Source organism: Brucella pecoris (assembly GCF_006376675.1).
GTDB lineage: Bacteria > Pseudomonadota > Alphaproteobacteria > Rhizobiales > Rhizobiaceae > Brucella > Brucella pecoris.
In genome coordinates, this window is record NZ_VEWK01000005.1 from 215,602 (window position 1) to 237,350 (window position 21,749).

A 21,749-nucleotide genomic window follows, 5' to 3' on the forward strand; every position below is an offset into this window, starting at 1 on the left:
GAGGGCTTTCATGCCAGCCTATATCCTCAAGCGACTTGTCGCCGTTGTTCCAGTGCTGCTCGGGATTTCGATCATCGTTTTTCTAGTGATGGCAATGATACCTGGCGATACGGCAACTGCGTTGCTCGGATCGTATGCAACACCGGAAAATGTCGAACGGATCAATCGCGATCTCGGCCTCGACAAGCCGCTGGTGCAACAATACTTTGTCTGGATGGGCAACCTCCTGCACGGCGATTTCGGGCGCTCCTTCGTGCTCAATCGTCCGGTGCTGGATGAGGTTCTGGAACGTTTTCAGGCTACGCTCGTGCTTGCTGGTGTCGCACTGGTGCTCTGTTCTGTCTTCGGGCTGCTCGCAGGGATCGTTTCTGCAGTGCGTCAGTTCGGCTGGGCGGACAGGACGATCACTTTCATCGTGCTCGCGGGAATTTCCATCCCCTCATTCTGGTTGGGGCTGCTGCTGATCTATCTCTTCGCGGTCCATTGGCGCGTTCTGCCAGCGTCCGGCATGTATGCTGTCTATGGTGGCGGTGACCTGAAGGATCTGCTCTGGCATCTGATCCTTCCCGCCACGACGCTGGCCGTGGTGGCGGCAGGCGTGATAGCGCGCCTGACCCGCAGTGCAATGCTGGAGGTCCTTCGTCAGGATTATATCCGGACTGCACGAGCCAAAGGACTGAACGAACGCCGCGTGATTTACGGCCACGCGTTTCGGGCCGCACTTGTCAGCGTTATTCCAGTTATTGGTATTCAGGCGGGTTTCGTACTGGGCGGTGCTGTCTACATTGAGACGGTATTTCAGTGGCCTGGTATTGGCGCCATGCTGGTGAAGGCCATTTCCACCCGCGATATTCTGCTGGTGCAAGGCGGTGTGCTTGTGGTTGCCGCGAGTTACGTCCTCTTCAATCTGCTGGCTGATGTCATCCAGACCATGCTCGATCCAAGGATACGTTCATGAGCGCGCTTCCGGAACTTTCTGCCGCGCCAACGGCTGTCCGCATGTCCTCATGGCGTCTCCTGATGAGCAATCGCCTGGCTGCGTTCGGCTTATTTTTGCTCATCCTGATATGTCTCATCATTCTGCTGGCTCCCGTTCTTCCGCTTCCCGATCCCGACGCCACGTCGCCTGCAATGCGATTGAAGCCTGTGTTCAGCGAGGGGCATCTTTTTGGCACAGATCAACTGGGGCGCGATATATTGAGCCGTGTCATATGGGGCACGCGGGTTTCAGTGGCTGTTGGCTTTGCGGCGACACTGATCGCGGCAATTGTCGGTTCGGCTATAGGTCTTGTGGCTGGCTATGCGGGGGGACGAACCGACAATCTGATGATGCGCGGCATCGATATGCTGATGGCATTTCCCTATATTCTGCTGGCGCTGGCGATCGTGGCGGTACTTGGGCCGGGCCTGATGAACGCGCTCTATGCGATCGCGGTGGTCAATATTCCGTTCTTCGCACGCAATGTCCGCGGCGTTACGCTTGGTCTCGCGCATCGCGAGTTCATCGACGCTGCCCGGCTTTCGGGAAAAAGCCCCGTTTCGATCCTGTTGAGCGAAGTGCTGCCCAATGTGCTGCCGGTTATCGTCATTACCATGTCGACGACGGCGGGCTGGATGATTCTCGAAACGGCGGGCTTGAGCTTCCTTGGCCTCGGCGCACAACCGCCACAGGCCGATCTTGGCTCCATGCTCGGTGAAGGCCGGGCCCAGTTGTTCAATGCCCCGCATGTCTCCATCGTACCTGGGTTAATGATCTTCCTGCTGGTAATCAGTCTCAACGTATTGGGAGACGGGGTGCGCGATGTCCTCGATCCGCGATTGCGATCCGGTGCATTGGGTCGACCGGGGGCAGTGACCGATATTGCCAAACAGCGGTCGTCGCCTGTGATCAAGGGCAGCGGAAAAGCGCTTTCCATTGCCGGGCTGGAAACAGGCTTTGTCAATGGTGGACGCTTCACACCCGCCGTGCGCAATGTTTCACTGGAACTGGAGCGTGGCGAATGCCTCGGCCTGATTGGGGAAAGCGGATCAGGCAAGAGCGTAACCGCCTTGTCGGTGATGGGGCTTGTGGCATCCCCGCCGGGCCTTATACGTAACGGCGCGATCTATCTGGGCGACCGGGATGTCTTTTCAATGTCTGAACCCGAGTTGACGGCAGCGCGGGGCGCGCGCGTTGCCTATGTGTTTCAGGATCCGTTGACGACCCTGCATCCGATGTATCCGGTCGGACGGCAAGTGGAGGAAGCGATTGCTGCACATCGTCGGGTCGGAGCAACCGAACGGCGGCAACAGGCAATTGCCCTTCTCGACAAGGTTGGTATTCCGGATGCAGCGGAGCGGGCCAATCACTATCCACACCAGCTTTCAGGTGGACAGCGACAGCGCGTCGGCATCGCAATGGCTCTAGCCAACGATCCCGATATCATCATTGCTGATGAACCGACGACGGCGCTTGATGTCACCGTGCAGGCGCACATTCTCGAACTGCTGCGCGATCTCCAGCGCGAGCGTGGCATGGCGCTCCTGTTTATCACGCATGATTTTGGAGTGGTTTCGGAGATTTGCGACCGTGTGGCGGTCATGAAAGACGGTGAAATAGTCGAGACAGGTACGACTGCGGAAGTTCTTTCCAATCCGCAGCATAGCTATACGAAGCGCTTGATCGCCTGTGTTCCCGAACTTGGGCAGGGAGCCGACTTTCTGGACCGTGTGGCTGGTCTCTTCAGATACGAGAACGGGAAGGCGACAGGATGAGCGACAATGCGATCAGCGTGCGCGATCTCAGCAAAACCTTTGGTGGCGGGCGAAGTTTTCTGGGGAAGGAGCGCCACAAAGTCGAGGCTGTTAAACGTGTTTCGCTTGATCTCAGAAGCGGCGAGACACTGGCCATTGTCGGCGAAAGCGGGTCGGGCAAAAGCACGCTCGCCAGAATGCTTGTCGGGTTGACCGAGCCGACGGACGGCACCATGACGATTGCGGGTCGGGATTCAAGCGAACTGCGGAATTCGGGCGCACAGGCATTCGGCAAGGTCATACAATATGTGTTTCAGGACCCTGTTGCTTCACTCAATCCCAGAAAGACGATCCGCCAGATACTGGAAACACCGCTCAAGCTTCTGGGCGGGCTGGATTCTGCACAATGCCGACAGCGCATGATCCAATTGCTCGACGCCGTTCAGATGCCCAATGATACGTTGGAACGATATCCGCACGAATTTTCCGGCGGACAGGCGCAACGCATCGCCATTGCCCGCACGCTGGCTGCGGAAGCGGAAATTGTCGTGCTCGATGAGCCGGTCAGCGCACTCGATGTGTCCGTTCAGGCGCAGGTTCTATTGCTTCTCGATCAACTGAAGAAGGAGTTTGGTCTCTCCTACCTCTTCATCAGCCACGATCTTGCTGTGGTGGAGGCCATCTCTGACAGGGTCGCCGTGATGTATTTCGGGGAAATAGTCGAGGAAGCGACCGCAAGCGATCTTTTTGCCAGGCCGGAACATGCCTATACACGACAACTCGTGGAAAGCGCTCCGCGCATCAGGAAAGAGTAACAGACTATGGTCAGACCGGGCCGGAATTCCGATCACGAACCGCAACCGCGCGCGAGGGCGGTAAAAGCCCGTCGGCGGCCGGAGGAGATTGCCGATCGTATCAAGGATGTCATCCGTTCCGATGCATTGAAACCGGGAGACCGCCTGCCACAGGAAAAGGAATTGATCGATCAGTTCAAGGCGGCCAAGGGCACCGTGCGCGAAGCGATGAAAGCGCTGGAAACGCAGGGGCTGATTTTTACGCGCAGCGGCCCTGGCGGCGGCGCCTTTGTGGCCGAGCCTTCCGCTCAGCATGCAATGGAAATGCTTGGAAGCTATTTCTTTTTCGACCAGCCGAGCCTTGCCGAAGTCTATGCCATTCGCAAGCTTCTCGAACCGGAAGTCGCTACCTTGCTGTGCGGAAGACTGACCGGCGACGATATTGCGCGGCTGGAAAACACAATGCGGGTCTATGACCGTCCGCCGGTCGATCTTGATGATCAATACCACCAGCGCGTCGCGGAATTGGATTTCCATTCCTCGCTGGCGCAACTCTGTCCCGATCGGTTGCTGGGCTTCATCTGCGGGTTGACCCATAATCTGTTGCGAAGCCTGCCGATAGCGCGGGCGATCTATGCCGATCCGACACCGGCTTCGCGCGAAGAAGGACTTATTTTCCAGCACCGATTGCTTGCGGCGCTTGTTGAAAATCGTCGTGAAGATGCCCGCCGCATTACGCATGAGCATATGGTTTCAGCCGAAAACTATATGCTTTCCAAGGCGAATACAGTCGGGAAAACCGTATAACGAAAGCTAAAAAGTTGGGAACCATCCCGGCGCTCCCGCATTTGCAACTATGCAGGCCGCCGCCATAACAGACGCGACGGCCTCATTTGTTTATGAAGGACAATGGAGGTTTCAACCCTTTTTATGTGTGGTATTTGCGGAGAAGTCAGGTTCGACGGCGGTTCGCCGTCAGTTTCGGCAGTCTCGAAAATGGCGGATGTACTCAGTCCTCGCGGACCGGATGCGTCCGGGATTGTGATCCGGGGCAATGTCGGCTTCGGGCATCGAAGACTAAGAATTCTCGATCTCTCCGAAAAATCGCAGCAGCCGATGATTGATGCGGACCTCGGTTTGACGCTGGTGTTCAACGGCTGCATCTACAATTTCCGAGAATTGCGCACTGAGTTGGAACAGAAGGGCTACAAGTTCTTCTCCGATGGTGACACAGAAGTCATCCTCAAGGCATGGCACGCTTGGGGCGAAAGCTGCGTATCGCGCTTCCTGGGTATGTTCGCCTTCGCTATTCACGAACGCGATACGGGCAGGATTATCCTCGCGCGTGACCGGTTCGGTATCAAGCCGCTCTATCTGGCCGAGGTGGACGGTGCGTTGCGTTTTGCCTCGTCTTTGCCTGCTCTGGTCAAGGCGGGAGGTATCGACACGTCGATCGACCGTGCAGCCTTGCACAATTATATGAGCTTTCATGCTGTCGTGCCGCCGCCGCGCACGATTTACAACGGTGTTCGAAAGCTTCCTCCCGCGACGATGCGGGTTTACGAACCGAATGGCAGTTTCAGCGACCGTATCTACTGGCGGGCACCTTATCGCCGTCTGCCCGGTGATGGCGCCTTGAGCCGGGAGGAATGGCAGGAGCAATTGCTCGATATGCTTCGCGTAGCCGTCAAGCGCAGGATGATTTCTGACGTGCCGGTCGGTGTGCTTTTGTCCGGCGGTGTGGATTCGAGCCTGATCGTTGGATTGCTTGCCGAGGCTGGTCAATCGGGCCTGATGAGCTTTTCAGTCGGTTTCGAGGAAGCTAACGGGGAAAAAGGCGACGAGTTTGTCTATTCCGACCTGATCGCTAAACATTTCGGTACCGAGCATCATAAGATTTTTGTGCCCTCGGCAGACCTCATGGATGCCCTGCCGGGAACAATCGCCGCAATGTCGGAACCGATGGTGTCCTACGATAATGTCGGTTTCTATCTTCTTTCCAAGGAAGTTTCGAAACATATCAAGGTTGTCCAGTCGGGGCAGGGGGCTGATGAAGTCTTTGGCGGCTATCATTGGTATCCGCCACTGGTCGATTCCAACGATGTTGTCAGCGATTATGCCAAGGGATTTCGTGACCGCTCGCACAACGTGCTTGCCACGCAATTATCGCCGGAATGGATGCCGGAACGCGATTACAGTCAGGAGTTTCTGGAAGAGTACCTGCTGCAGGACGGTGCGGATACACCGGTCGATCGTGCATTGCGGCTCGACACGAATGTAATGCTGGTGGACGATCCGGTCAAACGCGTGGACAACATGACGATGGCCTGGGGACTTGAAGCGCGGGTGCCGTTTCTGGACCATGAACTGGTAGAGCTCGCGGCTCGCATTCCGCCGGAAGAGAAGCTGCGCGATGGCGGCAAAGGTATCCTCAAGGATGTGGCGAGGAAGGTCGTTCCAAGCGAAGTCATCGATCGCAAGAAGGGATACTTTCCGGTGCCACAGCTTAAATATATTGCAGGTCCCTATCTCGACATGTTGCGTGATGCTCTTTCGTCGCAAAAGGCGAGGGAGCGCGGGCTTTTTCAACGCGACTACCTGGAAAGCCTGTTCGCAAAGCCGTCCGATCACATAACGCCGTTACGTGGTTCGGAGCTATGGCAGGCTGGCCTTCTCGAAATGTGGCTGCAGGCGCAGGAGGCATGACATGCGAAAACCCGGTGAGGTGGATATGACCCGGCAGAAAGCGAGAGGTCGCAAAGCCTTTTCGCATCGTCTGACGCGCTTGCGCACACCTGAAAGTGCAGGCTTTTATCAGGAACATATGTATGGCCATGACCGGGCGGGAACGGAAGGCCGCAAGCAGGATGTGGTCGTCGACTGCGGCTGGGGACGATTGCTCTTTGCGCAGACCTTCGAAACCAATGAAGCCATTGTCGAGGCATTGCGGGCGGAAGCGCCAGCAAGCCGCGATATCGTCTTCTATGTAAGTGATCCTCATGTACTGCTGTCGCTTGCGCCACATGAGATATTTCTCGACCCGTCGCATACCTACCGCATCGAGCTTGCAACCTATCGTCCGGGCGGCCGACGGACGCGTGGTGTCACCATTCGTCGCGCGGTATCGGAAGTAGACGCAGAAGGCATCAATGCCGTCTATGCGGCCTGCGGTATGGTTCAACTGCGACCGGACTTTTTCTCGTCTGAGCGGGACAACCGGGCCGTTACCTATTTCGTGGCACAGGACGATGCCACAGGTGAAATCGTCGGCACGGTGACGGGTATAGATCATCAGCGTCTTTTCGATGATCCTGATTGCGGTGCTTCGCTCTGGTGCCTCGCCGTTCATCCGCAAGCACGGCAGCCGGGAATCGGCGAAAAACTGGTGCGAAAACTTGCCGAACATTTTCAGGCTCGCGGGCTAAGCCATATCGATCTTTCGGTTCTGCATGACAATGAGAACGCCATACGGCTCTACGAAAAATTGAAGTTTCGCCGTGTTCCGCTTTTCGCGATTAAACGCAAAAATGCAATCAACGAGAAGTTTTTCGCCTCACATCTGGAATCCTTCGATGCGCTGAATCCATATGCCCGCATTATCATCGATGAAGCTGTGCGCCGTGGTATTCAGGTTGATGTGACCGATGCCGAAGGCGGATTTTTCCGCCTCTCCTATGGCGGGCGTTCAGTTCATTGTCGCGAAAGCCTGTCTGAAATGACATCGGGCGTGGCGATGTCGATCTGTGACGACAAGGCCGTGACGCGCCGTGTCGTTGAGACCGCTGGGCTGACGGTGCCGGAGCAGATCGCTGCCGAAGCGAGTGACGACGCGCTGGAAGCTTTTCTGAAACGCCACGGCAAGCTGGTTGTGAAACCGGCTCGGGGCGAACAGGGACGAGGAATCTCCGTCGGTATTTCGAGCATCAAGGATCTGCGTGCTGCGATCAAACAGGCGCGATCTGTGTGCGACCGTGTGCTGCTGGAGGCATGTTTTGAAGGCGAAGACCTCCGGCTGGTTATCATCGATTACCAGCTTGTCGCGGCTGCAGTTCGCCGTCCGCCGCGCGTGATCGGAGATGGGAAGTCAACGATCCGCAAACTTATCGAGACACAATCGCGCAGACGCGCTGCGGCGACCGGCGGAGAAAGCCGTATTCCGGTCGATGCGGAAACGAAAAGATGCCTTGAGGAACAAGCTCTGTCACTCGACTCTGTTCTGGAGGACGGTCGCGAAATAACCGTGCGCAAGGCGGCCAATCTTCATGCGGGCGGCACGATCCATGACGTGACCGCCACGGTTCATGCAGATCTGGTCAATGCTGCCTGCAAGGCTGCCCAAGCAATTGGTATACCGGTCGTGGGCATTGACTTTATGGTCAAACAGCCCGAGAAGCCGGACTATATCTTCGTTGAAGCCAACGAGCGTCCGGGTCTCGCCAATCATGAGCCGCAACCGACTGCCGCCAGATTTGTCGATTTGCTGTTCCCAGGTTCAAGATAGTATAAGTTAGCTAAATCTAAATTACGAAATGTTCGCCGGATATTCTTTTCGGCGAACATGAAACTATGCAAGCTGCGATCAATATGCTGTATTTTATTTGTTGAGGAAATTTTAAGCAGAAATCGTATTCAACAAATCAATCATCGATTGTAACAGGAATATTCATTTTTCATTTGGTTTCTGCCTCTATCCCTTTACGAGAGGGGGCTTGGGCGGAACAGGTTGATCGAACCGCATTCCTGCCTGAGCGGAAAAGGGCTGAAAATGGACACGCGGGGGCAGAACAACAAGGATGTGCCGCTGGCAGTCGATCTGGACGGAACTCTGGTTTCGACCGATCTGCTGTGGGAAGGTATTTTTCTTCTTCTGAAGAAGAACATCCTGTTCGTCTTCATGCTGCCGGTATGGTTATTCTCAGGCAAAGCATATCTCAAGCGACAGGTCGCAGAACGTGTAGCGCTGGATGCGTCGAGGCTTCCCTATCGAACAGAATTTCTGAAATTTCTGCGCGGCGAACATGCATCAGGGCGAGTATTGGTGCTGGCAACGGCTGCCGCTGAACCGATGGCCAAGGCCGTTGCGTCGGAGCTTGGTATTTTCAGTGCGGTCTATTCAACATCTGGCGCAGACAACCTTTCGGCAAAACGCAAGGCTGATCTGCTTTTCGAACGATACGGGCGACAAGGGTTCGACTATGCGGGAAATGATCGCAACGACCTGCCGGTTTTCGGCGCGGCACGACAGGCAATCGTCGTCGCACCGGATCGTTCGGCGGCACATTTCCAGAAGCGAACTGGCTGCAAGTTGTTCAGCGCAGACAAACCCACCATCCGAACCTATGCCCGGATGCTGCGTGTTCATCAGTGGCTGAAGAACCTGCTCGTTTTTGTTCCCGCCATTCTGGCGCACGACATAATGAAGCCCGATGTGTTTATTGCGGCTTGCCTGGCATTCGTCGCCTTTTGTGCAACGGCGTCTGCGATCTATATCGTCAATGATATTGTCGACCTTCCGGTTGATCGAAAACATGTGCAAAAAAATCAGCGCCCCTTTGCGAGCGGACAGTTATCCATCCCCTTTGGGCTCAGCGTTACAGCTCTGCTGCTGCTGCTGGCGGGCCTGGTCTGTTTTTTTCTTCCGCCGGCTTTCACGCTGGCAATTGTCACCTATCTGGTTTTCACGACCGCTTATACCTTTGCCATAAAGCGCATGTTGCTGGGTGACGTGATCTGCCTGGCGGGGCTTTACAGCTTGCGGCTGTTGGGGGGCACGGCGGCATCTTACATTCCACTATCGTTCTGGTTGATGGCCTTTGCCATGTTCTTTTTCCTCTCGCTCGCATTGGTGAAGCGTTATGTCGAGCTGCAGGGGGCGACAGTGACCGAAAAGGACCGGATCGCCGGACGCGGCTATCGTCCTGAAGATCGCGATGTTGTCGGGCAGTGCGGGGTGGCGGCGGCATTCACAGCGGCGTTGGTTCTGGCGCTCTATATCAATAGCGATGCCGTCAAGACGCTCTATACCTATCCATGGCTGATATGGCCGCTCGGACCGATCGTCCTTTATATCAATGTGCGCGTGTGGATATTGGCTCATCGGGGCGATATGGATGACGATCCGGTCCTCTTCATTGCCAAGGATTGGCGCAGTCAGGTGGTTATTGCGCTTGGTGCGGTGCTGCTTCTTGTGGCTGGAATGCGCTGATGGAATATGCCTTCAACAGTTTCGGACGTATTGATCGGCGAAAGCGTCAGTTCCTTCCGCTGGACGGGCTGGAGGCCGATTTCGCGCAGTCCCTGCCCAAAGATGCGAGCTTGTTGCCGTTTGGAAATGGTCGTTCCTATGGGGATAGCTGCCATAACGATGCGGGCTTTCTTGTGCCCATGCAGGCGCGAAAGAGGATAGTGCACTTCAATCCCGATACAGGGTTGCTGACGGCTGAAAGCGGCGTGCTTTTGAATGAAATCATCGCCCATGTCGCGCCGCATGGTTATTTCCTTCCTGTCACACCAGGCACGCAGTTCGTGACTCTCGGTGGTGCCATTGCCAACGATGTGCATGGTAAAAACCACCACCGGCAGGGGACTTTCGGCTGTCACGTCGAAGGGCTGGATTTGCTTCGTTCGGATGGTGTTCATTACAAATGCTCCGATAAGGAGAACATTGATCTGTTTCGCGCCACAATCGGCGGATTGGGTCTGACAGGCTTGATCCTTCGCGCAACCATCCGGCTTATGCGGGTGGATGGTCTCGATGTGGAGGAGAAGGTTCTGCCATTCGCCAATCTCGATGAATATTTCGATATGGCCCAGGCCGAAGATCTTGAGAATGAATATGCCGTTGCCTGGGTCGACCAGCTCTCCGATGGCCGAGGTCTGCTGATTGTCGGCAATCATATTGCGGCGGCCCATAATTCTCATATGTCGGCGGTTGCGCGGTTTGGCGTGCCCTTTGAATTGTCGTTCCCCGTATTGAACAAGGCAAGCCTGTCACTGTTTAACGCAGCTTATTTTCAGCGCAAAAAACTGCTGACGGCAGCACATAGAGTGCCGTATCAAAAGTTCTTTTATCCACTTGATGGCGTTAGAAACTGGAACAGGCTTTACGGCCCGTCAGGGCTTTACCAGCATCAAAGTGTCATGCCGTTCGATGCAGCCAGAGCGGTCATTCCGGCGATGCTTGAGGCGAGCCGAAATGCCGGGCAGGTTTCGTTCCTGACGGTGCTCAAACGTTTCGGAACAATGACATCTCCTGGCCTCATGTCATTCCCGATGCCTGGGTATACGCTGACCATGGATTTTCCCAATCGTGGCCTTGAGACGTTGAGATTACTGGACCATCTGGATCGGATGACTGTGGAGGCCGGTGGCCGGGTCAATCCATATAAGGATCAGCGGATGAGCGCGGAGATATTTGCCGCTAGCTACCCGCACTGGCGTGATTTCGAACCTTTTCGCGATAAGGCTTTCAATTCGAATTTCTGGCGCCGAACGGCGTTGACGCTCGGTTCGCCAGGTTAGGAAAATGCGATGAAATATATTCCCTTCATCCTGTTTACGGTCATGACCAACGCTGCCGCGCAGTTGATGCTGAAATATGGCATGCTGACGCTCGGACCGATCAGCTTTTCAGCCGAAACATTGATCCAGCGCATGTTCCAGATTGTCTTCAATCCCTGGATTTTTGCCGGCTTGCTGACCTTCGTGATCTCCATGGCGTCACATCTTTACGTGTTGTCGAAAGTGGATCTTTCCTTTGCCTATCCGTTTCTCAGCCTTGCCTATGTGGCGGTCGCTCTGTTCGCCTGGCTTTTGTTCAAGGAGGAGCTGGGTGCATACAAAATTGCAGGCATCGCGTTCATCTGCATTGGAACTGTGCTGATCGCGCAAAGCGGCAAGCCCTCCGAGCCGCAGGCGGATACGAACATGAACCAGCAGACGCATCGTTAAACGGGGGACGCAATGAGACATATAATCTTCGGTGGCGATGGATTTGTCGGGCGCTATCTCGCTCCAAAACTCCTGGCCGATGGTCATGAGGTCATTGTTGCAGATATCGTAAAAAGCGATCTGCCGCACTATGCCGACGCTGCCTTCGTTGTGGCCGATGTAACCAATCCTGACGCAATTCGCAGACTTGGCATCCGCGCAGACGACATGATCTACAATTTGTCCGCCAAGATGCTTTCCCCAATTCAGGTCCGCGCGAAGCGGCACGATTTCTTCTTTCCCGTCAATTTCCACGGAACGGAGAACATCATCAAGGCTATGGATGCGGCTGGTGCCAACAAGCTCGTCCATTTCACCACCGATATGGTGTACGGGCACACTCATGTCTGGCCGCAGAAAGAGGATCATCCGTGCAAACCGCTCGGGGAATACGGGCTATCCAAACTGAAAACCGAAGAACTCGCCATTGAATGGCGCGAGCGGGGCATGAATATTTCGCTGTTTCGCCCGCGTCTTATCATCGGTCCAGGACGTCTCGGTATTCTGGAAAAGCTGTTCAAGCTGGTTGATCACAATCTACCAGTGCCCATGATCGGTTCGGGCAGAAATCCCTACCAGTTCATTTCGGTGTTCGACTGTGCGTCGGCGGCGCGTGCCGCTTTCAGCGCCGGTGTCCCCAACGAGGTCTACAACCTCGGTTCGCTCAACCCGCCCCCGGTTCGAAAACTGCTCGGTGATCTGATCAAGCATGCCGGATCAAAATCCGTCCTTTTGCCGACACCCGCCTGGGCAGTGAAGCGCACGCTGGACCTGCTCGACTGGATGAACATGCCGATCATGGACCCGGAGCAATATCTTATAGCTGATGAAATGTGTGTACTCGATGTTTCGAAAGGCGAGCGCGAGCTTGGTTGGGTTCCCCAATACAGGGACGAGGACATGCTGATCGCGGCCTATAGCGAGTATCGCAGGAAGATTGGAGCCGCATCGTTGGATGCGCGGGCTTCCGAAGCGGCGTAGAGGCAGTAATGAACAAGATCAACACAACGCCAAAGCCGAAACTGCTCACCGTCAGCGAGGCGAAAGCGCTCGACCTGCCACGGATGACAGAACTGTTCACCGCTCACCTCAATCCGGGTCAGCTTCACTTCATGAAGTTGCTCGGTTTTCACAAGGTGAAGATCGAACGTGCCGAAGGCATGTATTATTACGACCAGAACGGGCGCTCAATTCTCGACTTCTTCGGCGGTTTTGGATCGCTGGCTTTCGGTCACAATCATCCGCGTATTCTGGAAGCACGCCGCCAATTCCAAGAAGAAATGCGTCACGAGATCGCAATCGCCTTCATGTCGCAATATGCGACCGCGCTCGCTTATGATATTGCGGCCTGCTCGCCGGGCGATCTCGACATGGTGTTTCTGGGGTCTTCCGGTTCAGAGGCAATGGAGGCCGCGATCAAGGTGGCAGAGCGTGCTGCCGGTCCGAAAAAGCCCAAGATCGTCTATGCGGAAAATTCGTTCCACGGCAAGACCAAGGGCGTCCTGTCCATCACGGATGGTGGGCTATATCGTGGTGAATTCAAGCTTGTCGATAATACCCTGCGTGTGCCCTTCGGTGATATCGCGGCTATTGAGAACGCATTCCGCTCCGACCCTGAAATCGGGGTGATCGTGCTTGAAACTATGCAAGGCGGTGGCGGCATCATTCAGGCTGATGCACAGTTCTGGCAGAAGTTGCGCGGTCTTTGCGACCAGTATGGTGTGATCTGGGTTGCCGATGAAGTGCAATGCGGGCTGGGACGAACCGGGAAATTCTATGCTTTCGAGCATTATGGCGTGATACCGGACGTCACCGCATTGGCGAAGTCGCTGGGTGGTGGAAAGACGGCCATGGCTGCGATGATTGCCCGCCGCGATATTTATATGAAGGCCTACGGCACGCCCAAGACGGCAATGATACATGCCATGGCGACCTTCGGCGGTATAGGCGAGGCCTGTATCACGTCGATTGAAGCCTTGAATGTCCTTTATGATGAGCACCTGATCGATAACGCAGCCGATGTTGGGGATTATCTTCTGGACAGGCTGCATGAGTTGCAGAGCCGTTATCCTGCACTTTTGAAAGATGTGCGTGGCAAGGGAATGATGGTAGGGCTGGAGTTTCACGACTTCTCCCAGACCATGCCGGTCGTGCTGCGACCTGTTTTGGCGATGCTTGATGAAAAGCTGAAAGGTTCGCTTCCGGGTTTCATCGGCAGCCATCTGCTGCGCGATCATGGAGTTCTGGTCGCCTTTACCGAATATAATCGAAACGTCATCCGTCTGGAGCCGCCGCTGATCTGCGGGCGTGAACACGTGGATGCGTTCATCAAGGCGCTGGATGAGGTACTTTCACGTGGCATCGTCCGGATTGTGCGGGATTTCGTCAAGGCTCAGATCAAATGAGCCGTTTCTGATTACGGAACCAAGCCTGGACGAAGCAGCAAATCCCAACAGGGGTTCAAGGCGACGACGGTGCGATCTTGCAGCGCCTCGGCATATATTTTCTGCAAAGCGAGGCGGTTGGTCGTCGCCGGACATTTCGGGCGCAATATGCCGTCGGTTGCTTCCACAGCGGCTTTCGTTTCCTTGGACAGCACCGGGACTGTGCGGAAGGGATCTGCGCCGATCTGGATATGCCGTGTCGCGTCGCGATCCAGTATCCACGCAAACGGATTGACGAAGTCGAGCGACATGATGCTTTGCAGGTGGATGTTGTTTCTTGTCTCGAAGGCTTGCAAATCCTCCACCATCTGTTCTGCAGAAACGAGCCAGTACACCTGGAAATCGATTTCTGAATAAAGCTGCCAGCTTGGGAGCTGACCCTTCGCCGCCAACGCGTCATAGGCTGCATTATTATCAGGGTAATGGGATTCGAAGAGCTCCGCTCGTTGCAGGAAATCACGCCGGGTCAACACTTGCCCCAAATTCTTCAATTCTGGGAGAGAGGGTTGAACATAAGTCGGGGCGACAGCAACTGCACGTAAGGTACGATGCGCAACCTTGGTGAATGTCGGAATGACACAAAAGGCGGCCAGCACAACGAAGGCGATCTTGATCCTCTCGTCACCTGCTTTCACGCGCTGAAAGATCATGAGCAGGATGGGCCAAAGGAATATGAATTCCTGGCTGCCGGTGTTCTGTGTTTCGAGGATGATGCCGCCGAGAAGCCCAATGGCAAGCCAGATCGAGCTTCGATCGAAGAGACGGCTTTGTTCGCCGGGTTGGTGCTGTTCATTCCAGAAAAGTACAAGAGTGAGGATCGCTGCCGGTAAAATGACATCGAGTTTCAGCGATATGACGGTAAGAAAACGCGAGAGCAGAGCCTCTTCGTTTAGCGCGATCAATGTCGTGATATCGCGAACATATGCGCTGATAATCCCGTTGTGCAGTTCGAGGAGAAGCAGAGCCGCGAGGGTCACGACGGTTGCCAGCGCGACATTGCGGATTGAGATGCGTCCCGCCAGGAACGCCGCCAGGCCGAATAAGCCGCCTGTAAGAAATCCGGTCACCTTCATCAAGAGCAGGGCAAGCATCGTTGCGGCGCAAAATAATGCGAGCTTCGTGCTGTTCCGCATGAACATCAGTCCACATGTCAACACGTACAGCAGGAGCGATGTATGGCGGTTATATATGCCGAACCCGTCCAGTCCGGGATAGGGATAAAAGCTTTGTGTGTTGGCTGGAGAGATCGCAAAAACCAGAAATGGAACGAGGAGAAGAAAGCCGATAGTCCTGTTATGAGACCGAAGTTCGACCAATACGCATGCCATTAGAGGTGCTGCTATGGCGAGTATGGACCATTGGACGAGCAATAACGGTTGTGCGTTCGGGAATAATGACTGTCCCCATGCGAGCAGATAATAACCAAGAGGCCCGACCGGCGTTGAAAAATCGACATTGGGAATCTGGCCTGTTTTGATGCGCTGTGCAGCATCGAAATAGATGTAGCTATCCCAATACATAGCCCCGATTGGGGCACTGAACCTGAATGACAAAAGGGCGATCAGCAGAACGAAAACGCAAATCAGCCAGAACCAGGGAGAACATAAGAGTGAAGGTCTGACCGATCTGAAGAACATGGAACCCCGCTCCCTGCTGCGCTGTGCGCAAAAATACCCTGCAAAACCTAAAAACTACTGAAATAGCCGACAGGGTGCCGGGCTCGGTATAAACTTGCAAAGCAACAAATGAGGATGAGGCGTTCCAGAAAAGAGAACGCCCACTGCACTGGGAGGAGGAGTGTGCAGTGGGCGGATCTGTAAAGCGCGATTGGGAGGAGGAGTATCGCGCTTTGCGCTCGGTTTTTGGGAGGAGGAGTAAAACCGAACAACGTGAAAATAGGAACACGAGCGGCCGCTTACAAGGGGCAATGCTGCAATGCAGATATGCATTTTTGGGTAGCTGAAAAAGAAACCGCCCCGCAGCGGTCTAGCGCGCTGGGGCGGTACTCCCTCCTCCAAGTGGGACGAACAATAACCGTGCTCATGTAGAAAGCAACCCCCTAATAGAACTACATAAATTTCAGAAATTACTGAAATATATGTAGTTAATGAGGCAATGGTCTTTCGATTTCCACTTTCTGACAAGGCGGTGAAGAGCATATTGCAAGGCCGAAATGCACCAAATCTTTATCAATTCTCACAGAGAGGGCTGTGAACGCGTAAAGGTTTGATTGATCAGCGAATTCTCAACCATTGGGTGATATTGTTCACCGGATTTTCGAATGTTTACGAAGATTGTCTATTTATTTTCGCTGGGGCTGTGGGTAAGTTCCACCATCTTCTTCGATTGGGGCTTTCGGAGGAGATACGCCGCCTCAGCGCGTTCATTCGCTGCGAGGCGGTTTCTGTTTGGCTTGTTGAAACTGCATATCAGCAATGCAAGCTTGTTGATTGAGAGGGCAGGTCGGACGAAGTAATAAAAACGCGTCCGGTTCACTCCTCCTCCCAGGAACCGGGCCCCAAGCGCGATACTCCTCCTCCCAATCGCGCTTACAGATTAAGCCCGCAATGCTCTCCTCCTCCCGAGCATTGCGGGCTTTTCTATATGCTGGTCACGTAATTTTTCAGACTGGAACGTATTGTTAGTTCCAGAATCGGAGCTAACGTTCCATTTTCCCTGTGCGTGCACTCCTGAGAGCTCGCCCGCCTCGCGCCCCTAAGCCCCCCGCCCAAACGCGAGGCGGTTCCTTTGAGCGGAACCTCCCCAGATTCTGTATTCGAGTGATTCCAGCCGGAATTATTTCAACACGAAACTGGCCATATTCGAAGAAGCAAGAAAGCGATTGAAATATAGCTGTCGCTTTGTCGGGGGTATATTCATCGTTTGCGCTGGTGAAGTTGCTCAATGTGATCTGGTGAATTTTTTAATGCACATTGTTTATCCAAATCTTGGATTGGTGCAGATAAAGCCTCGGCAGTTTTCCAATTAATCTACAAATGGGCGATCATTACAAAAAGCATACTTTAAAATGAATTATGATTAATCTCTCTATTTTCCTGGTACCTCAAGATATTTTGTGGCTGTAACTAAATAAAAATATATTATAAAATTATAATACATTACGCTGGGTCATATTTGATTGAAATTTAAGTTTATATTCTCTGCAGTGTCTTCTGTGGAAGGATGAAGAAACGACAATTTTCGATGGAAATATTCGTTTATAATCAAGGGCAGGCTGAGTCGTTTCCGAACTGGAGGGGCTTCGGTTATTCATGCGGGCACAATGTTGCGTTCTGTACCCGAAGGCTGATTCCAGGCCTGATAGCTGTGTCCTGATCGTCAAGAAGACTGGTTGTTCCAGCAATCGGGACCGCTCAGGCTCAGAAATTAACCATCTGTTAACCATTGCGCATATAGACCGGATAAACCGTTTTTTAACCAAGATGAATCAAGTGCTAACACAGTCCCGTCCAATCCGCTTGAAAGGGAGATCCTTTCTTGCGCTGGTGCTCTCGCCTGAACTGCCGCTCGATGGCTGGCTCGACAAGCTGGATGATCTCGCAGCACGTTCAGTAGGGTTTTTTCTAAATCGTCCGATCGTTCTCGATCTGGAGAACATTTCGATTGAGCGCCCGCAACTGGTTCAGTTGCTTGAAGATCTGGTTAGTCGCGGTGTCTGGATTACGGGTTTCGAAAATGCGCGACCTTCTCTGCTAGGCCCCGGCATGCCGCCGGCGATGCGTGGCGGACAGCCGGCCGCAGATTTCGATCCGGAAATTGCCGAGTCGAAACCGCAAGAGAGAACCCCGTCCGCGCCCACAGCGGTGCAACTCGTCAAGGCCGTTCCTTCCATGATCGTTACCGAGCCCGTTCGGTCCGGCCAGTCCATCTATTTTCCTGATGGCGATGTAACGATCGTCGGTTCTGTTGCATCTGGCGCAGAAGTGGTGGCTGGCGGCTCGATCCACGTCTACGGCGCATTGCGCGGTCGCGCGATGGCTGGGACCGCGGGAAATGCCGACGCACGCATTTTTTGTCGCAAGATGGAGGCAGAGCTTGTCGCTATCGACGGTCTCTACAAGACGGCCGAAGACATGGAGAGCAGATTGCGCGGGCAGGCCGTGCAGCTTTGGCTTGATGGCGACTACATGATGGCCGAAACGCTGAATTAGAGCGCATCCCGAAAAGTGTGAAACGGTTTTCGGAACAAGATGCGCGTAAAAGCAAAAAGATAGAGCATTTCCAAATGATTCAATCGAAACGGGAAATGCTCCAGTACGTCCTTCTCAAAGGTTTCTGCCTTGAGAGAAACCAAGATTGACCGAGATGTCAGGCACTTTTGAGTGCTGCGAAAGAAAAGCAGAGCATTTCAATTCCCGGGTAACGGATGCTCTGGAGGCGCGCGGGAGATACAGGAGACAAATATGGCAAAAGTAATTGTTGTAACTTCCGGCAAGGGTGGCGTTGGCAAAACGACATCAACTGCTGCAATCGGCGCTGCGCTGGCGCAACGCGGCGAGAAGACCGTCGTTATCGACTTCGATGTCGGTTTGCGTAACCTGGACCTCGTCATGGGGGCAGAACGTCGCGTTGTGTTTGATCTGGTGAATGTCATTCAGGGCGACGCAAAGCTTCCGCAGGCTCTGATCCGCGACAAGCGCCTCGAGACGCTGTACCTGCTGCCTGCCTCCCAAACGCGCGATAAGGATAATCTGACTACCGACGGTGTCGACCGGGTCATGGAAGACCTCAAGAAAGAGTTCGACTGGATCATTTGCGATAGCCCGGCGGGAATCGAGCGCGGCGCTACGCTCGCCATGCGCCATGCGGATATGGCTGTGGTTGTGACGAACCCCGAAGTGTCGTCCGTGCGTGACTCCGACCGTATCATCGGCCTTTTGGACGCAAAAACGCTCAAGGCTGAGCGGGGCGAGCGCGTGGAAAAGCATCTCCTGCTGACCCGTTATGACCCGGTGCGCGCAGAGCGCGGCGACATGCTGAAGGTTGATGACGTTCTCGAAATTCTGTCCATCCCGCTTCTCGGCATCATTCCGGAAAGCCAGGACGTTCTGCGGGCATCCAATATTGGTTCGCCCGTGACACTTGCCGATCAGCGCAGTGCGCCTGCATTGGCTTATCTCGACGCAGCCCGCCGTCTTGCCGGCGAAGAAGTGCCGATGACTGTTCCATCCGAAAAGCGCGGCCTTCTGGGTAAACTTTTCGGAAGGAGAGCGGCATGAGCCTGTTTCGTTTCTTCAGCAAACCTGCCTCCGCGCCGCAAGCGCGTGAACGGTTGCAGGTTCTGCTTGCCCATGAAAGGGCGTCACACGAACATTCCGATCTTGTTGCGGTGCTGCGGGAGGAAATTCTCGCCGTCATCGCCAAGCATATCCAGATCGATCGCGACAAGGTCAGCGTGAAAATGGACCGGCGTGACCAGATGTCGACACTCGAAGTCGATATCGAACTTCCGCTGAAAACCAAAGCGAAGGTGCGGGCAGCCTGATTAGAGCGCATCCCGAAAAGTGTGGAACGGTTTTCGGACAAGATGCGCGTTGAAACAAAAAGTTAGAGCGCTGATCTGATTCAATCAGATCGAAACACGCTCTAACACCAATCTTGCGGATAGCCAGAAAGATGGAGGGAAAAACCATGAACCGCGGTGCACTTCTCACCAGATTGAAGGAACTTCAGGAGCTTCCAAAGTTTCAGAAGCGGGATATCTGTTCCATAAGCTCCTTCTTGCAGCTTGAGGCTCTGGCAGAGCATGTCAGGGTCTGTGAAGAGGCGGCAGGTGTTGCACAAACAGGGCAGGATCATTGATCCTGCCTTTCTTCCTGTAAGGCTGCGTTTTCCTGTACTTGCCACGCCTGTTCATCTACGGGCTGGCGGCGTGCTGGTCAAAATCATGGTGTGTTTACGGTACGGCAAAAAACATCTGCAAATAGCAGCCGAGGACAACAAGGGCGACCAGCGCGGTGATCAGTAACAAGAGCTTCATTGTTCATGGATCGCTCAATCACCGTTCACGTTCAAGAAAACAGATGGTGATTGACCACTAGGGTAAAGAAAACTTTGCCCTAGCCTCTTGTTTTTTACGAACTTTTGCGCGTTTATCGCGGTTTCATTTTTCCAGAAGGGGTGCAAGCTCCTGGCGCGCTGTTGTCAAGACCGTCTGTGTCAGGCCTGCTAGCGTGTCGGCTGCGAGGCGGTTAACCTGCCAGAACAAGGGAATATCCAGCGGCGTGTCGGGGATCAGTTCGACCAACTGGCCCGATTGCAAATGGTCACCGACCAACTGCACCGGATTCATGCCCCATCCCATGCCCGACAAGCTCGCATCGACGAAAGCCTGTGTCGAAGGAAGCCAATGTGTTGGGCAAACTATGTCATTCCTCAGCGCGGCGCGCACCCATTGATCTTGTAATCTGTCTTTCTGGTTGAATGTCAACGCTGGAGCCTTGGCAAGGGCATCACACGTTATTCCGTCCGGAAAATGCCGCGCGATAAAATCCGGAGAAGCCGTCGCCCGATATTGAAGAATGCCGAGCGGGGTCAGACGGCAGCCCTGAACGGGGTTGGACAGGGAAGTTACAGCGGCAATGACACGCCCGCGCCGTAGCCACTCGGCAGTATGATCCTGATCGTCGACCGCTATATTGAAGAGATAATCCGATGTTGCACTGAAATGTGAGATCGCCTTGAGAAACCATGTGCCCAGACTGTCGGCGTTGGTCGCAATATGGAGCGTTACTCGCTGTACAGAGTTTTCACCACCGGATAGCGCGGGTAGTTCCGCCAAAAGTTCGCGCTCGAGCATGCCGACCTGCTCGATATGCCGGCATAACCAGTCACCCTTTTCGGTCGCTGTGCAGGGAGAGCCTCGCTCAATCAGGACAACTCCCAGCCTCTCCTCCAGATGCTTCACGCGTTGCGAGATCGCAGACGGGGTCACGTTCAGCGCCCGGGCGGCTTTCTCAAAAGTGCCTGTCTGAACCACCATCGCCACTGCTTTCAGGGCGGAATAGTCGATCATTAGTTATCCTAAATTGGAATTATGAAGTTTAACTATTCTAACTCGCAGGATTTCGGTATCCAAGTGCTAACTTACTCCCAGACAGATAGCGACCCCTCATGAATCCTTCAGTCTACGTAACCGGCCTTACAATGGGCCTCAGCCTTATTGTCGCCATTGGTGCGCAAAACGCTTTTGTTTTGCGGCAGGGGTTGCGCGATGAGCATGTGTTCGCCGTGAGCCTCGTTTGTGCCATATCGGATGCTATCCTAATTCTTGTCGGTGTAACGAGTTTCCAGAAAATCGCGACTATCATGCCAGCACTTGATCCCATCATGCGATATGGCGGTGCGGCATTTCTCATCTGGTATGGCGCGCGGAGCCTCTATTCTGCGTTCACTTCGTCTGCCGTTCTGGCGACGGCGAACGGTGCGTCTGTGAGTCTGACCAGGACGCTCGCGACCTGTCTGGCGCTCACGTGGCTCAATCCGCATGTTTATCTGGATACTGTCATGCTGCTTGGAACAATCTCTACGCAGTTTCCAGGCTTTGAAACATCCTTCGCCGCAGGTGCAGTCACCGCGTCCTTTGTGTTTTTCTTTTCGCTTGGCTTTGGCGCCCGTTGGCTGCGCCCAATCTTTGTCCGCCCGTCGTCGTGGCGCATTCTCGAAGGCGTCATTGCCGTTACGATGTGGTCGATTGCACTGAAGCTCGTGGTCGGCATGTAACAATTTCAGGATAGCCAAACTAGAGCATTTCCTGTTTTGATTGAAT

General features: G+C 54.2%; 18 protein-coding genes. 16 read left to right on the forward strand and 2 right to left on the reverse strand.

Translation table 11 applies throughout. The annotated features are described in order from the left end of the window. The first annotated feature begins 10 nt into the window (after nucleotides 1–10). The 11 genes from FIB18_RS12125 (at nucleotide 11) to FIB18_RS12175 (ending at nucleotide 13,921) form a co-directional block, all read left to right on the forward strand. Nucleotides 11–958, forward strand: a complete 948-nt coding sequence (locus FIB18_RS12125; protein ID WP_140020951.1) for an ABC transporter permease — start codon at nucleotides 11–13, stop codon at nucleotides 956–958. Further along, nucleotides 955–2,754 carry a dipeptide/oligopeptide/nickel ABC transporter permease/ATP-binding protein gene (locus tag FIB18_RS12130; RefSeq protein WP_140020952.1) on the forward strand — a complete coding sequence of 600 codons (1,800 nt, stop codon included), beginning with the start codon at nucleotides 955–957 and terminating at the stop codon, nucleotides 2,752–2,754. The genes FIB18_RS12125 and FIB18_RS12130 overlap by 4 nt, the downstream gene beginning before the upstream one ends. Further along, nucleotides 2,751–3,548: an ATP-binding cassette domain-containing protein gene (locus FIB18_RS12135; protein ID WP_140020955.1), complete on the forward strand. Its 798-nt coding sequence runs from the start codon at nucleotides 2,751–2,753 to the stop codon at nucleotides 3,546–3,548. Before FIB18_RS12130 ends, FIB18_RS12135 begins: the two co-directional genes overlap by 4 nt. A gap of 6 nt (nucleotides 3,549–3,554) precedes the next feature. Continuing rightward, a complete protein-coding gene (locus FIB18_RS12140; protein ID WP_140020956.1) occupies nucleotides 3,555–4,334 on the forward strand; it encodes a FadR/GntR family transcriptional regulator in 780 nt (259 codons plus the stop codon). Between the two features lie 123 nt (nucleotides 4,335–4,457). After that, nucleotides 4,458–6,233 (forward strand): N-acetylglutaminylglutamine amidotransferase, encoded by a 1,776-nt coding sequence (locus tag FIB18_RS12145; protein WP_140020957.1) that lies wholly within the window; start codon nucleotides 4,458–4,460, stop codon nucleotides 6,231–6,233. Nucleotide 6,234: 1 nt separating this feature from the next. Beyond that, nucleotides 6,235–8,028 carry an N-acetylglutaminylglutamine synthetase gene (gene ngg, locus FIB18_RS12150; RefSeq protein ID WP_140020958.1) on the forward strand — a complete coding sequence of 598 codons (1,794 nt, stop codon included), beginning with the start codon at nucleotides 6,235–6,237 and terminating at the stop codon, nucleotides 8,026–8,028. 264 nt (nucleotides 8,029–8,292) lie between these two features. Further along, entirely contained in the window at nucleotides 8,293–9,732 is a 1,440-nt protein-coding gene (locus FIB18_RS12155) for a UbiA family prenyltransferase (protein WP_140020959.1), read from the forward strand. After that, a complete protein-coding gene (locus FIB18_RS12160; RefSeq protein ID WP_140020960.1) occupies nucleotides 9,732–11,048 on the forward strand; it encodes an FAD-binding oxidoreductase in 1,317 nt (438 codons plus the stop codon). Before FIB18_RS12155 ends, FIB18_RS12160 begins: the two co-directional genes overlap by 1 nt. Before the next feature lie 9 nt (nucleotides 11,049–11,057). Beyond that, on the forward strand, nucleotides 11,058–11,477 hold the full coding sequence (locus tag FIB18_RS12165; RefSeq protein ID WP_109986781.1) for an EamA family transporter: 420 nt from the start codon (nucleotides 11,058–11,060) through the stop codon (nucleotides 11,475–11,477). 12 nt (nucleotides 11,478–11,489) lie between these two features. Next, nucleotides 11,490–12,497: an NAD-dependent epimerase/dehydratase family protein gene (locus FIB18_RS12170; RefSeq protein WP_140020961.1), complete on the forward strand. Its 1,008-nt coding sequence runs from the start codon at nucleotides 11,490–11,492 to the stop codon at nucleotides 12,495–12,497. Between the two features lie 8 nt (nucleotides 12,498–12,505). Then, nucleotides 12,506–13,921: an aspartate aminotransferase family protein gene (locus FIB18_RS12175; RefSeq protein ID WP_140020962.1), complete on the forward strand. Its 1,416-nt coding sequence runs from the start codon at nucleotides 12,506–12,508 to the stop codon at nucleotides 13,919–13,921. Between the two features lie 11 nt (nucleotides 13,922–13,932). Here the strand turns inward: FIB18_RS12175 and FIB18_RS12180 are convergent, their stop codons facing one another. After that, entirely contained in the window at nucleotides 13,933–15,597 is a 1,665-nt protein-coding gene (locus tag FIB18_RS12180; RefSeq protein WP_140020964.1) for a hypothetical protein, read from the reverse strand. A 1,806-nt stretch (nucleotides 15,598–17,403) separates the two neighbouring features. On the opposite strand from FIB18_RS12180, the gene minC reads away from it, so the two are divergent. From minC to FIB18_RS12205, 4 genes are all read left to right on the forward strand, one after another. Continuing rightward, nucleotides 17,404–18,132, forward strand: a complete 729-nt coding sequence (gene minC / locus FIB18_RS12190) for a septum site-determining protein MinC (RefSeq protein WP_140020965.1) — start codon at nucleotides 17,404–17,406, stop codon at nucleotides 18,130–18,132. A 252-nt stretch (nucleotides 18,133–18,384) separates the two neighbouring features. Continuing rightward, complete coding sequence (gene minD, locus FIB18_RS12195; RefSeq protein WP_010660936.1) at nucleotides 18,385–19,200, forward strand: septum site-determining protein MinD; 816 nt, start codon at nucleotides 18,385–18,387, stop codon at nucleotides 19,198–19,200. Then, a complete protein-coding gene (gene minE, locus FIB18_RS12200; protein ID WP_140020966.1) occupies nucleotides 19,197–19,466 on the forward strand; it encodes a cell division topological specificity factor MinE in 270 nt (89 codons plus the stop codon). Before minD ends, minE begins: the two co-directional genes overlap by 4 nt. A gap of 288 nt (nucleotides 19,467–19,754) precedes the next feature. Next, nucleotides 19,755–19,949: a hypothetical protein gene (locus tag FIB18_RS12205; protein WP_140020967.1), complete on the forward strand. Its 195-nt coding sequence runs from the start codon at nucleotides 19,755–19,757 to the stop codon at nucleotides 19,947–19,949. A 135-nt stretch (nucleotides 19,950–20,084) separates the two neighbouring features. Here the strand turns inward: FIB18_RS12205 and FIB18_RS12210 are convergent, their stop codons facing one another. Next, on the reverse strand, nucleotides 20,085–20,996 hold the full coding sequence (locus FIB18_RS12210; protein WP_140020968.1) for a LysR family transcriptional regulator ArgP: 912 nt from the start codon (nucleotides 20,994–20,996) through the stop codon (nucleotides 20,085–20,087). Between the two features lie 98 nt (nucleotides 20,997–21,094). Between FIB18_RS12210 and FIB18_RS12215 the strand changes: the two genes are divergently transcribed. After that, entirely contained in the window at nucleotides 21,095–21,703 is a 609-nt protein-coding gene (locus FIB18_RS12215; RefSeq protein WP_140020969.1) for a LysE/ArgO family amino acid transporter, read from the forward strand. Nucleotides 21,704–21,749: the final 46 nt, after the last annotated feature.

Coding starts and splice junctions, on each gene's coding strand:
- FIB18_RS12125 (WP_140020951.1), top strand. CDS start 11: ATGCCAGCCTATATCCTCAAGCGACTTGTCGCCGTTGTTCCAGTGCTG.
- FIB18_RS12130 (WP_140020952.1), top strand. CDS start 955: ATGAGCGCGCTTCCGGAACTTTCTGCCGCGCCAACGGCTGTCCGCATG.
- FIB18_RS12135 (WP_140020955.1), top strand. CDS start 2,751: ATGAGCGACAATGCGATCAGCGTGCGCGATCTCAGCAAAACCTTTGGT.
- FIB18_RS12140 (WP_140020956.1), top strand. CDS start 3,555: ATGGTCAGACCGGGCCGGAATTCCGATCACGAACCGCAACCGCGCGCG.
- FIB18_RS12145 (WP_140020957.1), top strand. CDS start 4,458: ATGTGTGGTATTTGCGGAGAAGTCAGGTTCGACGGCGGTTCGCCGTCA.
- ngg (WP_140020958.1), top strand. CDS start 6,235: ATGCGAAAACCCGGTGAGGTGGATATGACCCGGCAGAAAGCGAGAGGT.
- FIB18_RS12155 (WP_140020959.1), top strand. CDS start 8,293: ATGGACACGCGGGGGCAGAACAACAAGGATGTGCCGCTGGCAGTCGAT.
- FIB18_RS12160 (WP_140020960.1), top strand. CDS start 9,732: ATGGAATATGCCTTCAACAGTTTCGGACGTATTGATCGGCGAAAGCGT.
- FIB18_RS12165 (WP_109986781.1), top strand. CDS start 11,058: ATGAAATATATTCCCTTCATCCTGTTTACGGTCATGACCAACGCTGCC.
- FIB18_RS12170 (WP_140020961.1), top strand. CDS start 11,490: ATGAGACATATAATCTTCGGTGGCGATGGATTTGTCGGGCGCTATCTC.
- FIB18_RS12175 (WP_140020962.1), top strand. CDS start 12,506: ATGAACAAGATCAACACAACGCCAAAGCCGAAACTGCTCACCGTCAGC.
- FIB18_RS12180 (WP_140020964.1), bottom strand. CDS start 15,597: ATGTTCTTCAGATCGGTCAGACCTTCACTCTTATGTTCTCCCTGGTTC.
- minC (WP_140020965.1), top strand. CDS start 17,404: ATGAATCAAGTGCTAACACAGTCCCGTCCAATCCGCTTGAAAGGGAGA.
- minD (WP_010660936.1), top strand. CDS start 18,385: ATGGCAAAAGTAATTGTTGTAACTTCCGGCAAGGGTGGCGTTGGCAAA.
- minE (WP_140020966.1), top strand. CDS start 19,197: ATGAGCCTGTTTCGTTTCTTCAGCAAACCTGCCTCCGCGCCGCAAGCG.
- FIB18_RS12210 (WP_140020968.1), bottom strand. CDS start 20,996: ATGATCGACTATTCCGCCCTGAAAGCAGTGGCGATGGTGGTTCAGACA.
- FIB18_RS12215 (WP_140020969.1), top strand. CDS start 21,095: ATGAATCCTTCAGTCTACGTAACCGGCCTTACAATGGGCCTCAGCCTT.